This is a genomic window from Sphingomonas sp. R86520 (assembly GCF_042466285.1).
Lineage (GTDB): Bacteria > Pseudomonadota > Alphaproteobacteria > Sphingomonadales > Sphingomonadaceae > Sphingomonas.
The window spans coordinates 725,528-741,810 of sequence record NZ_JAXHBZ010000001.1 but is presented as its reverse complement, the minus strand read 5'-3'; the positions used below and the strand labels follow the sequence as shown (position 1 = coordinate 741,810).

The following is a 16,283-nucleotide window of genomic DNA, read 5'->3' as shown; positions in this document are numbered from 1 at the left end:
GCCTAGGCCTGGAACACCGCTTTGATCCCAGGCTTGATCATCATCGACAGTCGTGCCGCATCCCAGTTGGTCAGGCGGATACAGCCATGGCTTTCCGCACGCCCGATCGTCTCCGGGTTCGGCGTCCCGTGAATGCCGTAATGCTCCTTCGACAGGTCCATCCAGACGACGCCGACTGGACCATTCGGCCCCGGCGGCAACATCTCCTTGGTCTGCCCCTTCTTCGCATCCCAGAAGAGCGCGGGGTTAAAATGGAACTTCGGATTATAGTCCGAGCCGTAGATCTTCCACGTGCCGAGCGGCAATGGATCGTGACTCGACCCCATCGTCGCGGAGAACTGTGCGATAAGCGTGTCATGCGCGTCGAGCACGCGGAGCACCCCGTCGGATTTGTCTACCACGATATGATCCGCCTGCGGCTGTTTGGCATCGACGTTCAGCATGGTGAGCGTGGCGATCCAATCGGGCTTCAGCTTCGGATCATAGGCGCGCGACGACGGCAGCGCGTTCGGGAACACGACCTTGGCACCCGGCGTCAGCTTGGTTGTCGGTGCGTTCAGCGCGACGATCACTGCCGGCGTCGTGTGGAACATCTCGCCGAGCTTCTCCATCACGTCCTTGTAGCCGAGCGACGGAAGCTCGGCCTGCTTCGCCGGATCCTTCGGGAATGGATTGACGAACGGCCCGGCCAGCATCTCCGGCGTCAACGCCACGGTCACCGTCGGCCGCGCGGCGCGATACGGGTAGAGCGCGTGCAACGTGCGGGCATCCGGCTTGCCCGTGATCGGCAGGCCCTTCGATTCCTGAAAACCCTTCAGTGCGGCAACGAGCGATTGCCCGCCGCGTCCGTCCAAAACGCCCGGACCGAAGCCGAGATGGTCGAGGATCACCTGCACGTGCAACACATTGCGGTCGATCGGTAAGGGCTTGGCCGGCGCTGTCTGCGCCAGTGCGGGCGACGCGGCACCCAGCACGCATGCCGCCAGAACCGAGACCTTCGTTACGAATGCTGCCATGCCCGTCATCCCAAACCGTTACGCTTCTGCATCAAACGGTCGGCACGACGGTTGTTTCCCACACGCTCAGCGCTTGGCGAGAACCTCGCCGAACGCCTTGATCGCCGCGACCTCGTCGCCACCCCAGACCGCGTTCGAGACCGCGATGAAGTCGGCGCCGGCAGCAACCAAAGGCGCGGCGTTCTCGGGCGTGATGCCGCCGATCGCGACGCACGGGATCTCGAACAGGGTCGACCACCACGACAGCGTCACCGGCTCGGCCGTCTGCGTCACGGTCTTGGTCGTCGACGGATAGAAGGCGCCGAACGCCACATAGTCGGCCCCGGCCTCGCCCGCTTCCATCGCCAGATGGCGACTGCCGTGGCAGCTCACGCCGATCTGCGCGTTGGGCCCGAGCTGGGCGCGCGCCTCGCGCGGATCACCGTCGTTCTGACCCAGATGCACACCGTCCGCGTCGAGCCGCTTGGCCAGCCCGATGTCATCGTTGACGATGAACGCGACCTCGCGCTCCGCACAGATCGTGCGCAGAGGCTCGCCGAGCGCGGCGGCCGCATGCTGGTCGATGTCCTTCACCCGGAACTGGAACGCGGCAACCGGCCCGGCGTCCAGCGCGCGCGCGAGGCGCTCGGGAAAGTCGCCACCGACGTCCAGTGGCGACACCAGATACAGCTGGCACGGCGGCCGGCGCATGTCGCGGCGGAAATTGTCGGCGAAATTCGGGTCGAGTGGGCCCAGCGGATCTTCGAATTCGGTCATGCCCGCGGCCCTAGCCGGTTCAGCGCCGCAGCGAAACCGGCAGGATCATCGAGCCGGTGCGCAATCGTCGAAATCCGCCGCCGACCGACTGTGATCGGCGCAGTCAGATCGACCACTACGTTGGGATACGCGATCAACGCGAGGTTCAGCACATCGCGCTGCTTCAACGCTGCTGCGTCGCAAGACGATCGCAGTCCGTTGATGAGATCAGTCGGAACGCTGACCGAGCGCAACCGCCCGATCCGCATGAGCAGGCGGTCTGCATCGAGCAGCACCGGCATGCCGCGGAACGACCGCACGATCGTCACAAGCCAGACAATTCCGGCCACCGTCACGATCGCGACGATGGCCGCGACCCGTGGCCACCAATGCGCCAACAATAAATGGACGACCACGAGCTCGACGCTCGACAATCCAATCAGCACCCAGATTATCGGGGCAATCGCCTTGTCATAGGAGAACGCCCCGATCACAGGGCCTTATTCTTCGTTCTTGTAGATGCGGATGATGCGCTCGAGCATCGCCAGCGCCTCGTCGCGCGGACGCTGGAAGGTGTTGCGGCCGATGATCGAGCCGTTGCCGCCGCCGTCGCGAATGTCGCGTGCGTCCTGGAACACCGCGTCTTCGCCCTTCGACGCACCGCCCGAGAAGACGTTGATGCGACGCCCGGCAAAGCTCGACTGGACGACGTGCTTCACGCGGTCCGACTGCTTAGACCAGTCAGTGTTCGCGTAGAGCGGCTTGGCTTCCTTCTGCTCGATATGCGCAGTCGGCAGCTTGGTCTTGATGATGTGCGCGCCGAGCAGCGCTGCCATGTGCGCAGCATAGGCTCCGACGTCGAGCGCGAGTTCGCCGTCCTTGGTCAGCTCGCCACCGCGCGGATACGACCAGATCACCGTGGCGATTCCGACAGACTTCGCCTCTTCGCTCAGCTCGCGAATCTCTTCGACGAGATCGAAGAACTGGTCCGCGCCCGGATAGATCGTGAAGCCGATCGCCGCCGAGCCCAGCCGCATCGCATCCGATACGGTCGCGGTCACCGCCTGGTCGATTGACGTCGCCCAGCTGTTCGAACTGTTGCACTTCAGGATCGTCGGGATCTGTCCCGCAAACGTATCGGCTCCCGCTTCGAGCATCCCGAGCGGCGCCGCATAGGCGCTGAGCCCCGCATCGATCGCGAGCTGGTAATGGTAATGCGGGTCATACGCCGCCGGATTGACCGAGAAGCTGCGCGCCGGGCCATGCTCGAAACCCTGGTCGACCGGCAGGATCACCAGCTTGCCGGTACCACCGAGCTTACCCTGCATCAGGATCCGCGCGAGGTTCGCCTTCACCGCCGAACTGGTGGCTTCGTACTTGTCGAGAATGTCTTTTACGGCGAGGGTTATCGCGGATGTCATGGGTCTCTCCTGTCTAAAGCTCGAGCCAACGGCGCAAAGCATCGTCGACGCTGGTCATGGTGGTGATGGGGGCGGCGCCAATGCGGCGGATGATGCGCTCTCGACGGATCGAGATCATCTTGTCAGCCTGGACCTCGCTGGCGAGGAGAAGGCCGGTCTCGTCGGAGGCCGGCAGACTGACCCGGAAGAGCAGATTGCCGCCGGTCGCCCTGGCGATCGGACACGAAGTCATGGACGCGTGGACATCGTTGAAGACATCCGACTGGACGATCAGGAAAGGCCGGGGTTTGCCGGTATGTTCGTCCGGCCCTGCAGCAATCACGATATCGCCACGCCTTATTTCCACGTGTCGCTCGCCAGTTCGATCGTCTCCCAGAACGCAAAGTCGTCGCGATTATCCTGCGCGGACGCAGCCAAGGATTGCCGCCTGGCCTCGGCCAGAAACGCCGCATCATGCCGTTCGACGTAGCGGCGGACGGCCTCGCGTGCGATGTCACTCTTGCTACGCCCTTGGGTGCGCGCGACCGCCGCGAGTCGCTCTTCGAGTTCGCTATCAAGCCTGACGCCGAGCACGCACACCTCCGTTTAACATGTTAAACATAGATCGGCGGCCAGAACGGATCAACCCCTCGCGGTTCCAGATTACGTCCCGATTGACGCAGACCTGCTTCCGGCCAACTGTGCCGAAAACGGGGGACGGATGATGCGATTGGCGTGTGGGTTTTTAGCGGGCGCGATGTTGCTGACGTCGACCGCAGTGCCGGCTGCGGTAAAAGTCGGCGACCGAGCGCCCGATTTCGAATTGACGCTGATCGACGGGAGCAAGGTTCGCAGCGCGGACGTGCGCGGCCAGGTCGTCGTGCTGAACTTCTGGGCGACGTGGTGCGGGCCGTGCAAGACCGAACTACCGCTGCTCGACGCCTATTATCGAGTCCGCAAGCCCAATGGCCTGCGGGTTTTCGCGGTGGCGACAGAAGATTCGCTGCCGGCGTTCAAGCTGAAGCCCCTGTTCACGGCGATGGCGATCCCGTCCGCGCGGCGGATCAAGGGACCGTTCGCCGTCATGGGCGCGCTGCCGACCAACTACATCATCGATCGCGCCGGCATCGTTCGCTACGCGAAAGCCGGCGCGTTCGGCCTCGATGACCTCAATACCCTGCTGGTCCCCCTGCTACGGGAACCGACGCCTTAACGCGTCAGTGCGGCGACGCCGGGCAGGTCCTTGCCTTCCATCCACTCGAGGAAGGCACCGCCCGCCGTCGAGACGAAGGTGAACGCCGCGGCGACGCCGGCATGGTTGAGCGCCGCGACCGTATCGCCGCCGCCCGCCACCGAGACGAGCGACCCGCCCTCCGTCAGCGCCGCAGCGGTTTTCGCCAGAGCGACGGTAGCCGTGTCGAACGGTGGCGTCTCGAACGCGCCGAGCGGACCGTTCCACACCAAAGTGCGGCAGTTCTTGAGCACGTCGCCGAGCGACTCGACCGCAGCAGGTCCGACGTCGAGGATCATCTCGTCGGCCGCGACCTCATGAACGTTGACGGTCCGCGTTGCAGGGTTCGGCTTGAACTCCTTAGAAACGACGACGTCGTACGGCAGGTGGACGATGCAGTTTGCCTTGTCGGCTGCTTCCATGATCTGTTCGCAAACACCCGCAAGCTCATGTTCGCACAGGCTCTTTCCGACATCGACGCCGCGCGCTGCGAGGAAGGTGTTGGCCATGCCGCCGCCGATGATGAGGTGGTCGACCCGGGTAACGAGATGCCGCAGGACGTCGAGCTTCGACGAGACCTTGGCGCCACCGACGACGGCAGCCACCGGATGCTCGGGCGCCCCCAATGCCTTTTGCAGCGCGTCGAGCTCGGCTTCCATCGCCCGACCCGCAAAGGCCGGGAGCACGTGCGCCAAGCCCTCGGTCGAGGCGTGCGCGCGGTGCGCGGCAGAGAAGGCATCGTTGACGTACAGGTCGCCGAGGCTCGCAAAACGCTGGACCACTGTCGCGTCGTTGGTTTCTTCGCCACCGAAGAAGCGCGTGTTCTCCAGCACCGCGATATCGCCGGGTTCCAGCGTCGCAACCGCGTCGTCGGCGCCTTCCCAATCGATGTAGCGAACTTCACGGCCAAGCACTTCGCTGTACGGCTTCACCACCTGCGCCAGCGAGAACTCGGGGCTAGGCACGCCCTTGGGCCGACCGAAATGGGCAAGCACGAGGACGATCGCGCCCTTGTCGGCGAGCTCACCGACAGTTGCGACAGTCGCGCGCAGGCGAGTGTCGTCTGTAACGCGACCCTCGGCCATCGGCACGTTCAGGTCTTCGCGAACGAGCACGCGCTTGCCCCGGATGTCGCCCATATCGTCGAGCGTCTTGAATGGCTTGGTCATGGTTCTTCGATCCTGATCTCATCACCGACGGCGATTCTGCCGCCCATCAACACTCGGGCGCACGCCCCGCCCCGCCAGTCGGGCGTCAGCGCGGCGAACAATCCCGGCGCCAGCGCTTCCATGCGTTCGCACGGATCGGTGTGGCGCGTCACCTCCAGCACGACATCCGCACCGATGCGGAGCCGGGTACCGGGTATTTGCGGCAAATCGAAGCCATCGACGAGCAGGTTCGCGCGCCGTTCCTGCCAGGGGATATCCTGGCCGACCTCCGCCATCGCCGCGGCCCAGTCGCTGCGTTCGAGCAGCGTGACCTGCCGCCGACCTTTGCCGCCGGGCTTCACATAGCCGCGGAAGTCGCCATGCAGGCCCGCCGCGACGGTGATCTCGACACGGTCGATGACCTCCATCGGCGCTTTCGCGCGCGCGTGGCGAGCGATGCCGGCGATCGTGCCCCGGGTTACCTTATCCAAAATACGGCACCCGGTCGAAAGCTGGGTAGTCCAGTTGGCGGACGCTGCGACCCGACCGGAGAGATCCCAGCTTTCGCCGAGATGACGGGCTATCCATTCCAATCCCCGTCATTCCAGCGAAAGCTGGGGCATCCCCACGGGCGCGCGCCGCGACCCGAACTTGGAGATCCCAGCTTTCGCTGGGAGGACGGACTGGGGTGGGAGAGCGGGGAAGGGAACGCAGCGTCCGTCTACCTTCAGATGAACTTCGCCATCGCCGTGGCAGTATCAACCATGCGGTTCGAGAAGCCCCACTCGTTGTCGTACCAGCTGACGACGCGGACCAGCTTGCCGTCGATCACCGCGGTCTCCAGGCTGTCGATCGTCGACGACGCCGGGGTATGCTGGAGATCGATCGAGACGAGCGGCTCGTCCGACCAGTCGAGTACGCCGACGAGCGGGCCGCTCTCGGATGCCGCCTTCAGCACCGCATTCACCTCTTCACGCGTCGTGTCGCGCGACGGGGTGAAGGTCAGGTCGATCAGCGACACGTCCGGCACCGGTACGCGGATCGCCGAACCGTCGAGCTTGCCCTTCAGCTCCGGCAGCACTTCGGCAACCGCACGAGCGGCACCCGTCGTGGTCGGGATCATCGACATCGCCGCAGCGCGTGCGCGACGCAGGTCGGGGTGGATCTGGTCGAGGATCTTCTGGTCGTTGGTGTACGCATGCACGGTCGTCATCAGGCCGCGCTCGATGCCGATCGCATCGTTCAGCACCTTGGCGACGGGCGCGAGGCAGTTGGTGGTGCACGACGCGTTCGAGACGATCGTGTGCTCGGCGGTCAGCTTGTCGTGGTTGACGCCGTAGACGACGGTCAGGTCGACGTTCTTGCCAGGCGCCGAGATCAACACCTTCTTCGCGCCGGCATCGAGATGCTTCTGGCAGCTCGCCTTGTCCGTGAAGAAGCCGGTGCATTCGAGGACGATGTCGACGCCCAGCTCGGCGTGCGGCAAATTGGCGGGGTCACGCTCTGCGGTGACGCGGATGCGCTTGCCGTCGACCACTAGCTCGTTGCCCTCGGCCGAGACTTCGCCCGGATACTTGCCGTGGACGCTGTCGCGCTTGAACAGCCACGCGTTCGACTTCGCATCGCCCAGATCGTTGATCGCGACGAGTTCGAGTGCGCCGTTCGACTGTTCGAGTACCGCACGGGCGACGAGACGGCCGATGCGCCCGAAACCGTTGATCGCAACCTTGACCGTCATTGCTGTCTCTCCGCTACGCCCGCGAGTCCGTTCCGGGCGCGCAGCCTTTGCGGGGCGGTGGGGCGCCCTGTCAACACCGTGGATCGCAGACTGAAGGGGCGAAACCGGCTTGCCGCGTCTTCCGGCCATGCTATCTCGACCGGCATGCCAGACACTCCAGACGCGATACTAGATACAGTTGATACCGCTGCCCATACGGCACCCGATGTCGCATCCGATACGGCCGCAGTCGACCGGATCGACGCCGCGATCGCACGAATTGAAGCCGCGATCACCGCCCGCGCCCGCAGCGGCGACGCCCTGGCAAAACGCCACGCTGCGCTCAAAGCACGCATGGCGGAGGCCGTTGCCGCGCTCGACGACGTCATCACACGGGGAAGCACCAACTAATGGCACAGGTCATGCTCGACATCGGCGGCCGGCCCCACGCCGTCGCCTGCCGTGACGGCGAAGAGTCCCGCGTCCGCCTGCTCGGCGCAATGCTGGCCGAGCGCTGGCCCATTGCGGACCGTGCCGCCGGCGGCCTCAGCGCCGAGCGTGCGATGCTGTTCGTTGCCCTGATGCTCGCCGACGATCTCGACGAGGCGGCACATCGCCCGCCCCAAGGCTCGGCGGTCAGCGAAATCGCGCTCACCCGGATCGCCGATCGTCTCGAAGGCCTTGCAGAAGCCCTTGAGCTAAGCCCCCTTGAGCAAACCGGGCCGAGCGCCTAGATTGGTTGTGGCGGGTTCTGCCCGGTACGAGCCTTTATTATCCCTGAGGCTATTCATCATCCATAGGGGGCTGTCCCTGTTAGGATCCTGGTCCGAAGCACATGGTCCCCACCTGACGTACCGTGCGTCAGTGGATAACCCGGCACACGGCCATGGTGGGCCCGCCACACCACCATCTTCCCCCTATCTCAGGGTCGCAAGCGCATGATCGACAAGAGCGCGCTGAGAGCCTCGCTCCGTGCCGCGCGGGAAGCGCGCCCGCCCATCGCGCTTCCAGTGCCGTCGGCGTTTCTGGCACGGCTAAAACCCGGATTGACGGTCGCCTCCTATGTCCCGTTCGGCGGGGAGGCCGATCCCTCGCCCTTTGCGCGCGCCGCGGTCGATGCCGGATGCGTCATCGCCCTGCCCCATATCGTCCGTCGGTCGTTGCCGATGCGCTTCCTGTCCTGGGCGACCGAGGCAGCGCTGGTCGCCGGGCCGTTCGGGTTGCACCAGCCCGCCGAGAACGCCGCCGAACTCGAACCGGACATCATCCTGACGCCGCTCGTCGGCTTCGATCGCAGCGGCAACCGGATTGGCCAGGGCGCCGGTTATTACGACCGCGCCTTCCTCGCGCACCCGAACGCGTGGCGGGTCGGCATTGCGCTATCGGTGCAGCAGGTCGATAGCCTGACCCCAGACCCGTGGGACGTCCCGCTCCACGCCATCGCCACCGAATCAGACTGGATCACGCCATGACGCCAACCTGGCGCAAACCCGTCGGCATGCTCGGCATCCTGCTACTGATCCTGGTGTGGTGCGTCGCCATCGTGAGTTTGTCGAACATCGTCGGCAACTGGCACTGGCTGGCGCAACTCGTCTTCTACCTGTTCACCGGCCTGATCTGGATCGCACCGCTAAAGCCGGTGCTGCGCTGGATGGAGATCGGGAGGTAAAGGACCTGCCGCCGCCTGTCGGCTCCATGCGCCGATGCGCTCCCCTGCCCCCCTCCCGTTCTTCCTGAGTAGCCATCGAGTAGTCACCGTAGGCGGCGTATCGAGAGGGCGTGTCGAAGGAAGGTTGGCGCTCGGAACACATGCTTCGATACGAGCCCTCGATATGCTCCTAGCGGAGCTACTCGGTCTTTACTCAGCACGAACGGAAAAGGCTTGGTGGTCCGGATAATCTACGGAACTGGATGCTCGCAGCATCCAAAATCTTGAAGGGTCTCGGCCACCCATCAGGGTGGCGCGAGTGACGGGACTCGAACCCGCGACCTCCGGCGTGACAGGCCGGCGCTCTAACCAACTGAGCTACACCCGCATTCCCAATGACGAACCCTAGCGGCCCAAGGGACACGCGGGAAGGCTCGTCAAAACCTCAAACACTATCTCGAACCATCTACCCGGTCAGGGCAAACGATGGCGCGAGTGACGGGACTCGAACCCGCGACCTCCGGCGTGACAGGCCGGCGCTCTAACCAACTGAGCTACACCCGCTGAAACAGCGTGGAGGCGGCAACTAGGCGAGGGTTCGGATACCGTCAACCCCCAGTTTCACGTTGTTGCTCCGGTGGGTCACCACGACGACGATTTCGCCCCGCTTTGGGTTGTACCAGCGTGCCATGTTCGAACAGGAACCCGGCGATATCAGGCTTGCCGGCCGCCCCCAGCACGGTCTGGAGGATGATCAACAGGGGAACCGCCAGCAGTGCGCCCGACGTGCCCCACACCCATCCCCAGAAGCTCAGCGAGATCAGGATCAGCAACGGACTGATGGTCAGCCGATGTCCGACGATGAACGGCGTGATCGCGTTCGCCTCGACCAGGTGCAGCCCGTACATGAGTGCCGGCGGCAGCATCGCCATCCAGATGTCCGAAAACGTCATCAGCCCGCCTAGCGCGAGCAGGAACGCGCCGATCACCGGGCCAAAATACGGAATGTAATTCAGCAACGCGACGATCCCGCCCCACATCGCCGGATAGGGCATGCCGATGAACCACAGCATCGTCCCCGTCACGATCCCCAGGACGATGTTGATGAGCGTGATGGTGCCGAGATACGCCGAGACGTCGTCGACGATATCCTGAATGACCCGCGCAGTGGCCATCGCGCCATCGAAACTGGTCCGCCCGGTGATCGTCCGCCGCCGCATCCGCGTCCAGCCGGATAGAAAAAAGAATACGATCAGCACGCCGAACAGGAACTGGACGATAACCGCCGGCGCCGACGTCGCGGCAAGTTCGAGGATCGACCCCGGCGCGGCGACACCAGCGGTTGCGGGCTGTTTGATCGGCGTTGACGCAACCTGCCGAAGCGTCTTGTTCACGTATTTTTCCAGGCTCGAGTAGAGATCGAGCAACGGCGCCAAATTACTCTGGATCCGGTCCAATCGCGTCGGCAGCAACCGGAAGAAATCGGTCGCGGGCACCAGGATCGCGGCAATCGCGATGTTGGCGGCGATCAGAAATACGAGAATGCACAGGATCGCAGCGAGTGGCGACGGAACATGGCGCCGCTCAAGCCATTCGAGAACCGGCACCAGCGCCACGGCGATTACCAGCGCCGCGGTAAGCGGTAGAAAGAACTCCGCACCCGCCTTCAACGCGAACGGCGTAGCCAGCACCAGTCCTACGCCGGCAGTCAGCGTAAGGGCAGCCAGCAGTCGGTCGCGACGCTGAGCGATCCGCATCGCATCCTCGACCCCGACACTGATCGGCAATCCGAACGCGCTTTCCGCCGGGGGGCCTTCCGCAGCTACGTGCTCCCCCGCCTGCTGGCGGTTCGTTTCCTGGCGAAGACCCTCGTCCGTCATGGCAATTTCCTTTGCCCTCCCTTCCCGTAATCAGGGACCGCATTCAAGGGTATCGGCTGGTACTGCCTATCAAAATTTGAGGCGCGCTCAGCGGGCGGCTGCACGCGCGGGGTCGCCGTGACGAACAAGGCCCTGACGAAGCAAGAATGCTGCGCGGTCGGAGCGACAGGAGATCGTCGACGCCGATCAATGTGATTGATCAACGACGTCGCAAAGCTCCATGACAGCTCAAGCCGATTTGCGTGCGCGATCCTCGAACAATACCTGCAAGTCCTTCTTCAGGATCTTGCCGTTCGCATTCCGTGGCAGTGTCTCGTGCACGAAGCGCACCGCGACCGGCGTCTTGAACGCGGCGAGATGCTGCCGCACCCAACCCTGCAACTCCGCCTCGGTCGTCACCGCCCCCGGCGCGAGGTGTACCACTGCCGCCGGCTCCTCCCCCAGTATCCGGTGCGGAATGCCGATCAGCGCGGCGTCGGTCACTGCGGGGTGCGCGTAGAGGACGTTCTCGACCTCGCTCGAATAGATGTTCTCGCCGCCGCGGATGATCATGTCCTTCGCCCGGTCGACGATGTAGCAGAACCCCTCCTCGTCGAGCCGCGCAAGGTCGCCGGTCCGCACCCAGCCGTCGACGAACGTCGCCGCGGTCGCGTCCGGCTTGTTCCAGTACCCCTTCACGATCATCGGACCGCGCGCCCAGAGTTCGCCGACCTCACTCACTGGCATCTCGGTCACGCCGTCGTCCGCGACGATCTTGAGGTCGGCCGCCGCGACCGGAGGCCCCGCGCTGGTCGGCCGGTTGAGATAATCCTCGCCGCCGTGATGCGTGACGGTGGCCATCGTCTCGGTCATGCCCCAGCCATTGCCGGGCATCGCGCCGAACTCGGCATAGATTCGCTTCACCAGTTCGGGCGCAGCGGGCGCTCCACCGTACGCGATTGATTCGAGCGACGAGAGGTCATATTTCTCGCGATCGGGATGTTCCAGAAGCTGCCACGCGATGGTCGGCACGCCCCCGGTGATGTTCACCTTCTCGCGCTCGATGATCTCCATCGCGCGAATCGTGTCCCATTTGCGCATGAAGATCATCGTGCTGCCGGTCGCGATCACCCCCATCATCCCCGCCGAGCAGGCGGTGACGTGGAACAGCGGGATCACGGTCAATGTCACGCGCGGCGTCGGCTCGGGCGGTGCCTCGCCGCGGCGCAGGAACGAGCGTGCCGACGAATAGCCGCCCGACAGGATGTTCGACATCATGTTGCGGTGCGTGCCGAGCGCCCCCTTCGGCGCGCCGGTGGTGCCGCTGGTGTAGAAGATCGTAGCATCGTCGTCAGGTGCGATCGTTGCCTCCGGCAGGCCAACGTCAGGCAACGCAGCCCAGTCGTGCGGAGTGCCAATCACGTCCTCCAGCCGCGTCACGATCCCCGTCAGCGGCTGGGCGGCACGCGCGACGAACACGTGCTCCAGCGCCGGCAGCGCCGCATAGGCCGCCTCCAGCCGGTGATGCCGCTCGTCATCGGTGATCAGCACGCGCGCACCAGAGTCAGCGAGGCCGTATTCCATCTCCGCGCCGGTCCACCACGCGTTGAGCGGCACCATGATCGCGCCGATGCTGGCGCCCGCAAAGAACGCGACCGGCCATTCGGGCAAGTTGCGCATCGCCAGCGCGACGCGGTCCCCGGGGCCGATCCCCATCTCGCGCAACCGGCGCGCCAGCACCGCGATCGCACAAAAATTCGCTTCGTAGGTGACGCGCTCGTCCTCATACGCCGTAAATACCCGGTCGCCATGCGCGCGCGCCGCCTCGGCCAGCCAGCGCAGCGATGGCGGCGCGTTCTTCCAGATGCGCGTCTCGATGCCGTCGATCGTCAGCATCTCCATCTCGAATTTCGCGCCGGGTGCGGTCAGCATTCGCTCGGCATCGGCGAGCGACATCGCCGGCCAGGAGGGATCGAGTGCGATGATCGGTTCGCTTGCCAAGACCGGTTGACTCCAGAGTTGAATTTCGGGTTTGGCTTATCGCCTGTTCGAAGACAGGTTATAGTTGATTCCTGCCGCACTCAAGGCAATAGAGGCACCAAGTTCGAACTAGGGGTATGGAGCGGGTCATGGCACGGACGGTCGAATTGTGAAAATCGCTGAACCTGCCGCGCACGGCTTCGATGCGAGCCGATTGGCGGCAATCGATACGCTGCTCCAGACGCGCTACATCGATTCGGGCAAGCTACCGAACGCGCAGTTACTGATCGCGCGCGACGGCGAGATCGTTCATTTCTCGAATGCGGGCGCGGCGCGTGAGGGCGGCAAGGCGATCGACGAAGGGTCGTTGTTCCGCATCGCCTCGATGACCAAGCCCATCACCTCGGTCGCGTTCATGATGCTGGTCGAGCAGGGCCTCGTCGCGGTCGATACGGCGGTCCACCACGTGCTGCCCGAGTTCAAGGATATCGGCGTTTATGATGGCGGCGGCGGCGGCGTGCCGTTCGTGACCAAGCCGACTGCCGAGCCGATGCGGATGATCGACCTGCTTCGCCACACTTCGGGGCTGACCTATAGTTTCCAGAACCGGTCGAATGTCGATGCCGCCTACCGCGAGGGCAAGATCGAGAGCTGGCACGGCGGGTATGACCTAGACGGCTTCATCGGTGCGCTGGCGAAGATCCCGCTCGAATTCTCGCCCGGCACCGCGTGGAATTACTCGGTCGCGACCGACGTGCTGGGCGCGGTCGTGCAGCGCGTGTCGGGCCTGCCGCTCGACCAGTTCTTTCGGGAACGCATTTTCGCGCCGCTGAAGATGGACGACACCTTCTTCCAGGTTCCCGCGGACAAGCTCGACCGGTTGACCGACTGCTACACGCTTGCGCCCGGCAAGGGCCGCGTGATGTACGATCGTGGTGCCGAGAGTGCTTGGAGCCGGCAACCGAAGCTCGTGTCCGGCGGCGGCGGGCTCGTCTCGACCGCGCTCGATTACCACCGGTTCAACACGATGCTGCTGAACGGCGGCGAACTCGATGGCGCGCGCATCCTTGGGCGCAAGACGCTGGACCTGATGACGCAGAACCACCTGCCCGGGAAATCGGATCTGGCGGCGATGTCGAAGTCGCTGTTCAGCGAGGCGTCGAACGCCGGTACCGGGTTCGGGCTCGGCTTCGCGATCACCGACGACGTCGCGAAGACGATGGTGCCGGGATCGAAGGGCGAATTCTACTGGGGCGGGATGTTCTCGACCGCGTTCTTCGCCGACCCCGTCGAGCGGCTGTCGATGGTGTTCATGACGCAGCTTTCGCCGAGCAGCTTTTACCCCATCCGCCGCGAACTGAAGACGATGATCTACGCGGCGATGACCTAATCCACGCATACGAACTTACCCCGTCACCCCAGCGGAAGCTGGGGTCTCCCGGTTACGAGGAGATACCAGCTTCCGCTGGTATGACGATCAGATAGCAGGAGACTTTACGATGTCCTCGACCAGTCCGATCCGCACCGAACGCCATGACGACGTGCTCGTCATCATCTCGAACAATCCCCCCGTCAACGCGCTCGGCGCCGCGGTCCGGCAGGGTCTCGAAGCTGCGATCAAGGAAGGCGTCAACGACGACAGCATCACCGCGATGGTGATCCGCTGCGACGGCCGCACGTTCTTTGCGGGCGCCGACATCACCGAGTTCGGCAAGGAAATGGTCGAGCCCGGACTGCCGACCGTCGTCGACATGATCGAGGCGTCGTCGAAGCCCGTCGTCGCGGCGATCCACGGCACCGCGCTCGGCGGCGGCTGCGAAGTTACGCTCGGCTGCCATTACCGCGTCGCCGTTCCCTCGGCGAAGATCGGTACGCCCGAAGTGAAGCTCGGTCTGCTCCCCGGCGCGGGTGGCACACAGCGTATCCCGCGCATCGCCGGCGTGAAGCTCGCGCTGGAGATGACCGCGAAGGGCGATCCGATCTCGGCCAAGAAGGCACTCGACGCCGGCCTGATCGACAAGATCGTCGGCGAGGACAGCCTTGAGGCCGACGCGATCGCCTTCGCCCGCGAGGTGGCGAGCAAGCGCCCCCTGCCCCGTGCCTCCGAGAAGACCGCGCAGGCCGATCCCGAGGCGGTCGCCGCGTTTAAGAAGGAGAATGCGCGCCGGTTCCGCAACTTCGACGCGCCCGCGGCCAACATCGCCTGCGTCGAGAAGGCCGCCGACGGCTCCAGCTTCGAGGAAGGCATCGCGTTCGAGCGCCAGGAATTCTTCAAGCTGATGAGCGGCGTGCAGTCGGCAGCGCAACGCCACATCTTCTTCGCCGAGCGCCAGGCTGCCAAGATCGACGACGTGCCCGCCGACACAAAGCTTCGCGAGATCAAGCGCGTCGGTGTGATCGGTGCCGGCACGATGGGCGGCGGCATCTCGATGAACTTCCTGTCCGCGGGTATCCCCGTCACGATCGTCGAGATGCAGCAGGACGCGCTCGACCGCGGCACCGGCGTCGTGCGGAAGAATTACGAGGCGACTGCCGCCAAGGGCCGGATGAAGCCCGAGCAGGTCGAACAGGCGATGGGCGCGCTGAAGCCGACGCTCGATTTCGCCGATCTGGCCGAATGCGACCTAATCATCGAAGCGGTGTACGAGACTATGGAGGTGAAGAAGGAGATTTTCACCAAGCTCGACGCGATCGCCAAGCCTGGCGCGATCCTGGCGTCGAACACGTCGTATCTGAACATCGACGAGATCGCGGCGTGCACCAAGCGCCCCGAGGATGTGGTCGGCATGCACTTCTTCTCGCCTGCCAACGTGATGAAATTGCTGGAGGTGGTGCGCGGCGACAAGACCGCGGACGACGTGCTGGCGACCGTCATGGCGCTCGCCAAGAAGATCAAGAAGGTCGCGGTGGTGGCGGGCGTCACCTACGGCTTCATCGGCAACCGCATGCTGATGCCGCGGCAGGTCGAGGCGACCAAGCTGCTGCTGGAAGGCGCGAGCCCGGAGCAGATCGACAAGGTCCATGTCGCGTTCGGCATGCCGATGGGGCCTTTCCAGATGAGTGACCTGGCGGGCGTCGACATCGGCTGGCACCGCGATCCGAGCCGGATCGAGAACATCCGCGATGCGCTGGCTGCAGAAAATCGCTGGGGCCAGAAGACCAAGGCCGGCTTCTACGATTACGACGAGAAGCGGACGCCGTCGAACTCTGCGCGCGTCACCGAGATCATCGACGATTTCCGCAAGAAATCGGGCGTGACGCCGCGCGAGATCAGCGACGAGGAGATCGTCGTGCGGACACTCTACACGATGGTCAACGAAGGTGCGCTGATCCTCGAAGAGGGCAAGGCGCAGCGCGCGTCGGACGTCGATGTGGTGTGGATCTATGGATATGGCTGGCCGGTGTATCGCGGCGGACCGATGTTCTGGGCACAGTCCGAGGGCTTGCCTAAGGTCGTCGCGGGGTTGGAGAAATACGGGTTCACCGTTGCCAGGTCGTTGAAAGACGCAGCGGCAACCGGCGGTAAGATCAAGTAAATTCAATCCCTCG

General features: G+C 64.4%; 18 protein-coding genes and 2 tRNA genes. 7 read left to right on the top strand and 13 right to left on the bottom strand.

Annotation, left to right across the window (positions count from 1 at the left end; genetic code table 11):
• Positions 1-2: 2 nt before the first annotated feature.
• The 6 genes from SJY41_RS03650 to SJY41_RS03625 form a co-directional block, all read right to left on the bottom strand.
• The gene (locus SJY41_RS03650) at positions 3-1,016 is read right to left on the bottom strand and encodes a L,D-transpeptidase (protein ID WP_380779149.1); all 1,014 of its coding nucleotides are present in this window, start codon (positions 1,014-1,016) and stop codon (positions 3-5) included.
• A 66-nt stretch (positions 1,017-1,082) separates the two neighbouring features.
• Positions 1,083-1,772 carry a thiamine phosphate synthase gene (gene thiE, locus SJY41_RS03645; RefSeq protein WP_380779147.1) on the bottom strand — a complete coding sequence of 230 codons (690 nt, stop codon included), beginning with the start codon at positions 1,770-1,772 and terminating at the stop codon, positions 1,083-1,085.
• Positions 1,769-2,245 (bottom strand): hypothetical protein, encoded by a 477-nt coding sequence (locus tag SJY41_RS03640; RefSeq protein ID WP_380779145.1) that lies wholly within the window; start codon positions 2,243-2,245, stop codon positions 1,769-1,771. The genes thiE and SJY41_RS03640 overlap by 4 nt, the downstream gene beginning before the upstream one ends.
• 6 nt (positions 2,246-2,251) lie before the next feature.
• Positions 2,252-3,172, bottom strand: coding sequence for a class I fructose-bisphosphate aldolase (locus SJY41_RS03635; protein WP_380779143.1), 921 nt, complete (start codon positions 3,170-3,172; stop codon positions 2,252-2,254).
• A gap of 13 nt (positions 3,173-3,185) precedes the next feature.
• Positions 3,186-3,518 carry a type II toxin-antitoxin system PemK/MazF family toxin gene (locus tag SJY41_RS03630; protein ID WP_380779141.1) on the bottom strand — a complete coding sequence of 111 codons (333 nt, stop codon included), beginning with the start codon at positions 3,516-3,518 and terminating at the stop codon, positions 3,186-3,188.
• Positions 3,509-3,745, bottom strand: coding sequence for a ribbon-helix-helix protein, CopG family (locus tag SJY41_RS03625; RefSeq protein ID WP_380779139.1), 237 nt, complete (start codon positions 3,743-3,745; stop codon positions 3,509-3,511). The genes SJY41_RS03630 and SJY41_RS03625 overlap by 10 nt, the downstream gene beginning before the upstream one ends.
• Before the next feature lie 163 nt (positions 3,746-3,908).
• Between SJY41_RS03625 and SJY41_RS03620 the strand changes: the two genes are divergently transcribed.
• Positions 3,909-4,364, top strand: coding sequence for a TlpA family protein disulfide reductase (locus SJY41_RS03620; RefSeq protein ID WP_380779137.1), 456 nt, complete (start codon positions 3,909-3,911; stop codon positions 4,362-4,364).
• Here SJY41_RS03620 and SJY41_RS03615 read toward each other — a convergent pair.
• From SJY41_RS03615 to gap, 3 genes are all read right to left on the bottom strand, one after another.
• A complete protein-coding gene (locus SJY41_RS03615; protein ID WP_380779135.1) occupies positions 4,361-5,551 on the bottom strand; it encodes a phosphoglycerate kinase in 1,191 nt (396 codons plus the stop codon). The genes SJY41_RS03620 and SJY41_RS03615 overlap by 4 nt on opposite strands.
• Complete coding sequence (locus SJY41_RS03610) at positions 5,548-5,958, bottom strand: MOSC domain-containing protein (protein WP_380784045.1); 411 nt, start codon at positions 5,956-5,958, stop codon at positions 5,548-5,550. Before SJY41_RS03610 ends, SJY41_RS03615 begins: the two co-directional genes overlap by 4 nt.
• A 299-nt stretch (positions 5,959-6,257) precedes the next feature.
• Complete coding sequence (gap, locus tag SJY41_RS03605) at positions 6,258-7,268, bottom strand: type I glyceraldehyde-3-phosphate dehydrogenase (RefSeq protein ID WP_056048489.1); 1,011 nt, start codon at positions 7,266-7,268, stop codon at positions 6,258-6,260.
• Between the two features lie 144 nt (positions 7,269-7,412).
• On the opposite strand from gap, the gene SJY41_RS03600 reads away from it, so the two are divergent.
• From SJY41_RS03600 to SJY41_RS03585, 4 genes are all read left to right on the top strand, one after another.
• On the top strand, positions 7,413-7,658 hold the full coding sequence (locus tag SJY41_RS03600) for a hypothetical protein (protein ID WP_380779133.1): 246 nt from the start codon (positions 7,413-7,415) through the stop codon (positions 7,656-7,658).
• 11 nt (positions 7,659-7,669) lie between these two features.
• The gene (locus tag SJY41_RS03595; protein WP_380779132.1) at positions 7,670-7,981 is read left to right on the top strand and encodes a cell division protein ZapA; all 312 of its coding nucleotides are present in this window, start codon (positions 7,670-7,672) and stop codon (positions 7,979-7,981) included.
• Positions 7,982-8,185: 204 nt separating this feature from the next.
• A complete protein-coding gene (locus SJY41_RS03590) occupies positions 8,186-8,719 on the top strand; it encodes a 5-formyltetrahydrofolate cyclo-ligase (protein WP_380779130.1) in 534 nt (177 codons plus the stop codon).
• Entirely contained in the window at positions 8,716-8,916 is a 201-nt protein-coding gene (locus SJY41_RS03585; protein WP_380779127.1) for a DUF2842 domain-containing protein, read from the top strand. The genes SJY41_RS03590 and SJY41_RS03585 overlap by 4 nt, the downstream gene beginning before the upstream one ends.
• A gap of 290 nt (positions 8,917-9,206) precedes the next feature.
• Here the strand turns inward: SJY41_RS03585 and SJY41_RS03580 are convergent.
• The 4 genes from SJY41_RS03580 to SJY41_RS03565 form a co-directional block, all read right to left on the bottom strand.
• A tRNA-Asp gene (locus tag SJY41_RS03580) sits at positions 9,207-9,283 on the bottom strand.
• Between the two features lie 99 nt (positions 9,284-9,382).
• Positions 9,383-9,459, bottom strand: a tRNA-Asp gene (locus SJY41_RS03575).
• Between the two features lie 44 nt (positions 9,460-9,503).
• Positions 9,504-10,775, bottom strand: a complete 1,272-nt coding sequence (locus SJY41_RS03570) for an AI-2E family transporter (protein ID WP_380779125.1) — start codon at positions 10,773-10,775, stop codon at positions 9,504-9,506.
• 228 nt (positions 10,776-11,003) lie between these two features.
• Positions 11,004-12,710, bottom strand: a complete 1,707-nt coding sequence (locus tag SJY41_RS03565; RefSeq protein ID WP_380784044.1) for a class I adenylate-forming enzyme family protein — start codon at positions 12,708-12,710, stop codon at positions 11,004-11,006.
• Between the two features lie 193 nt (positions 12,711-12,903).
• Between SJY41_RS03565 and SJY41_RS03560 the strand changes: the two genes are divergently transcribed.
• Positions 12,904-14,124: a serine hydrolase domain-containing protein gene (locus SJY41_RS03560; RefSeq protein ID WP_380779123.1), complete on the top strand. Its 1,221-nt coding sequence runs from the start codon at positions 12,904-12,906 to the stop codon at positions 14,122-14,124.
• Positions 14,125-14,233: 109 nt separating this feature from the next.
• Positions 14,234-16,270 carry a 3-hydroxyacyl-CoA dehydrogenase NAD-binding domain-containing protein gene (locus tag SJY41_RS03555; protein ID WP_380779121.1) on the top strand — a complete coding sequence of 679 codons (2,037 nt, stop codon included), beginning with the start codon at positions 14,234-14,236 and terminating at the stop codon, positions 16,268-16,270.
• Positions 16,271-16,283 lie beyond the last annotated feature (13 nt).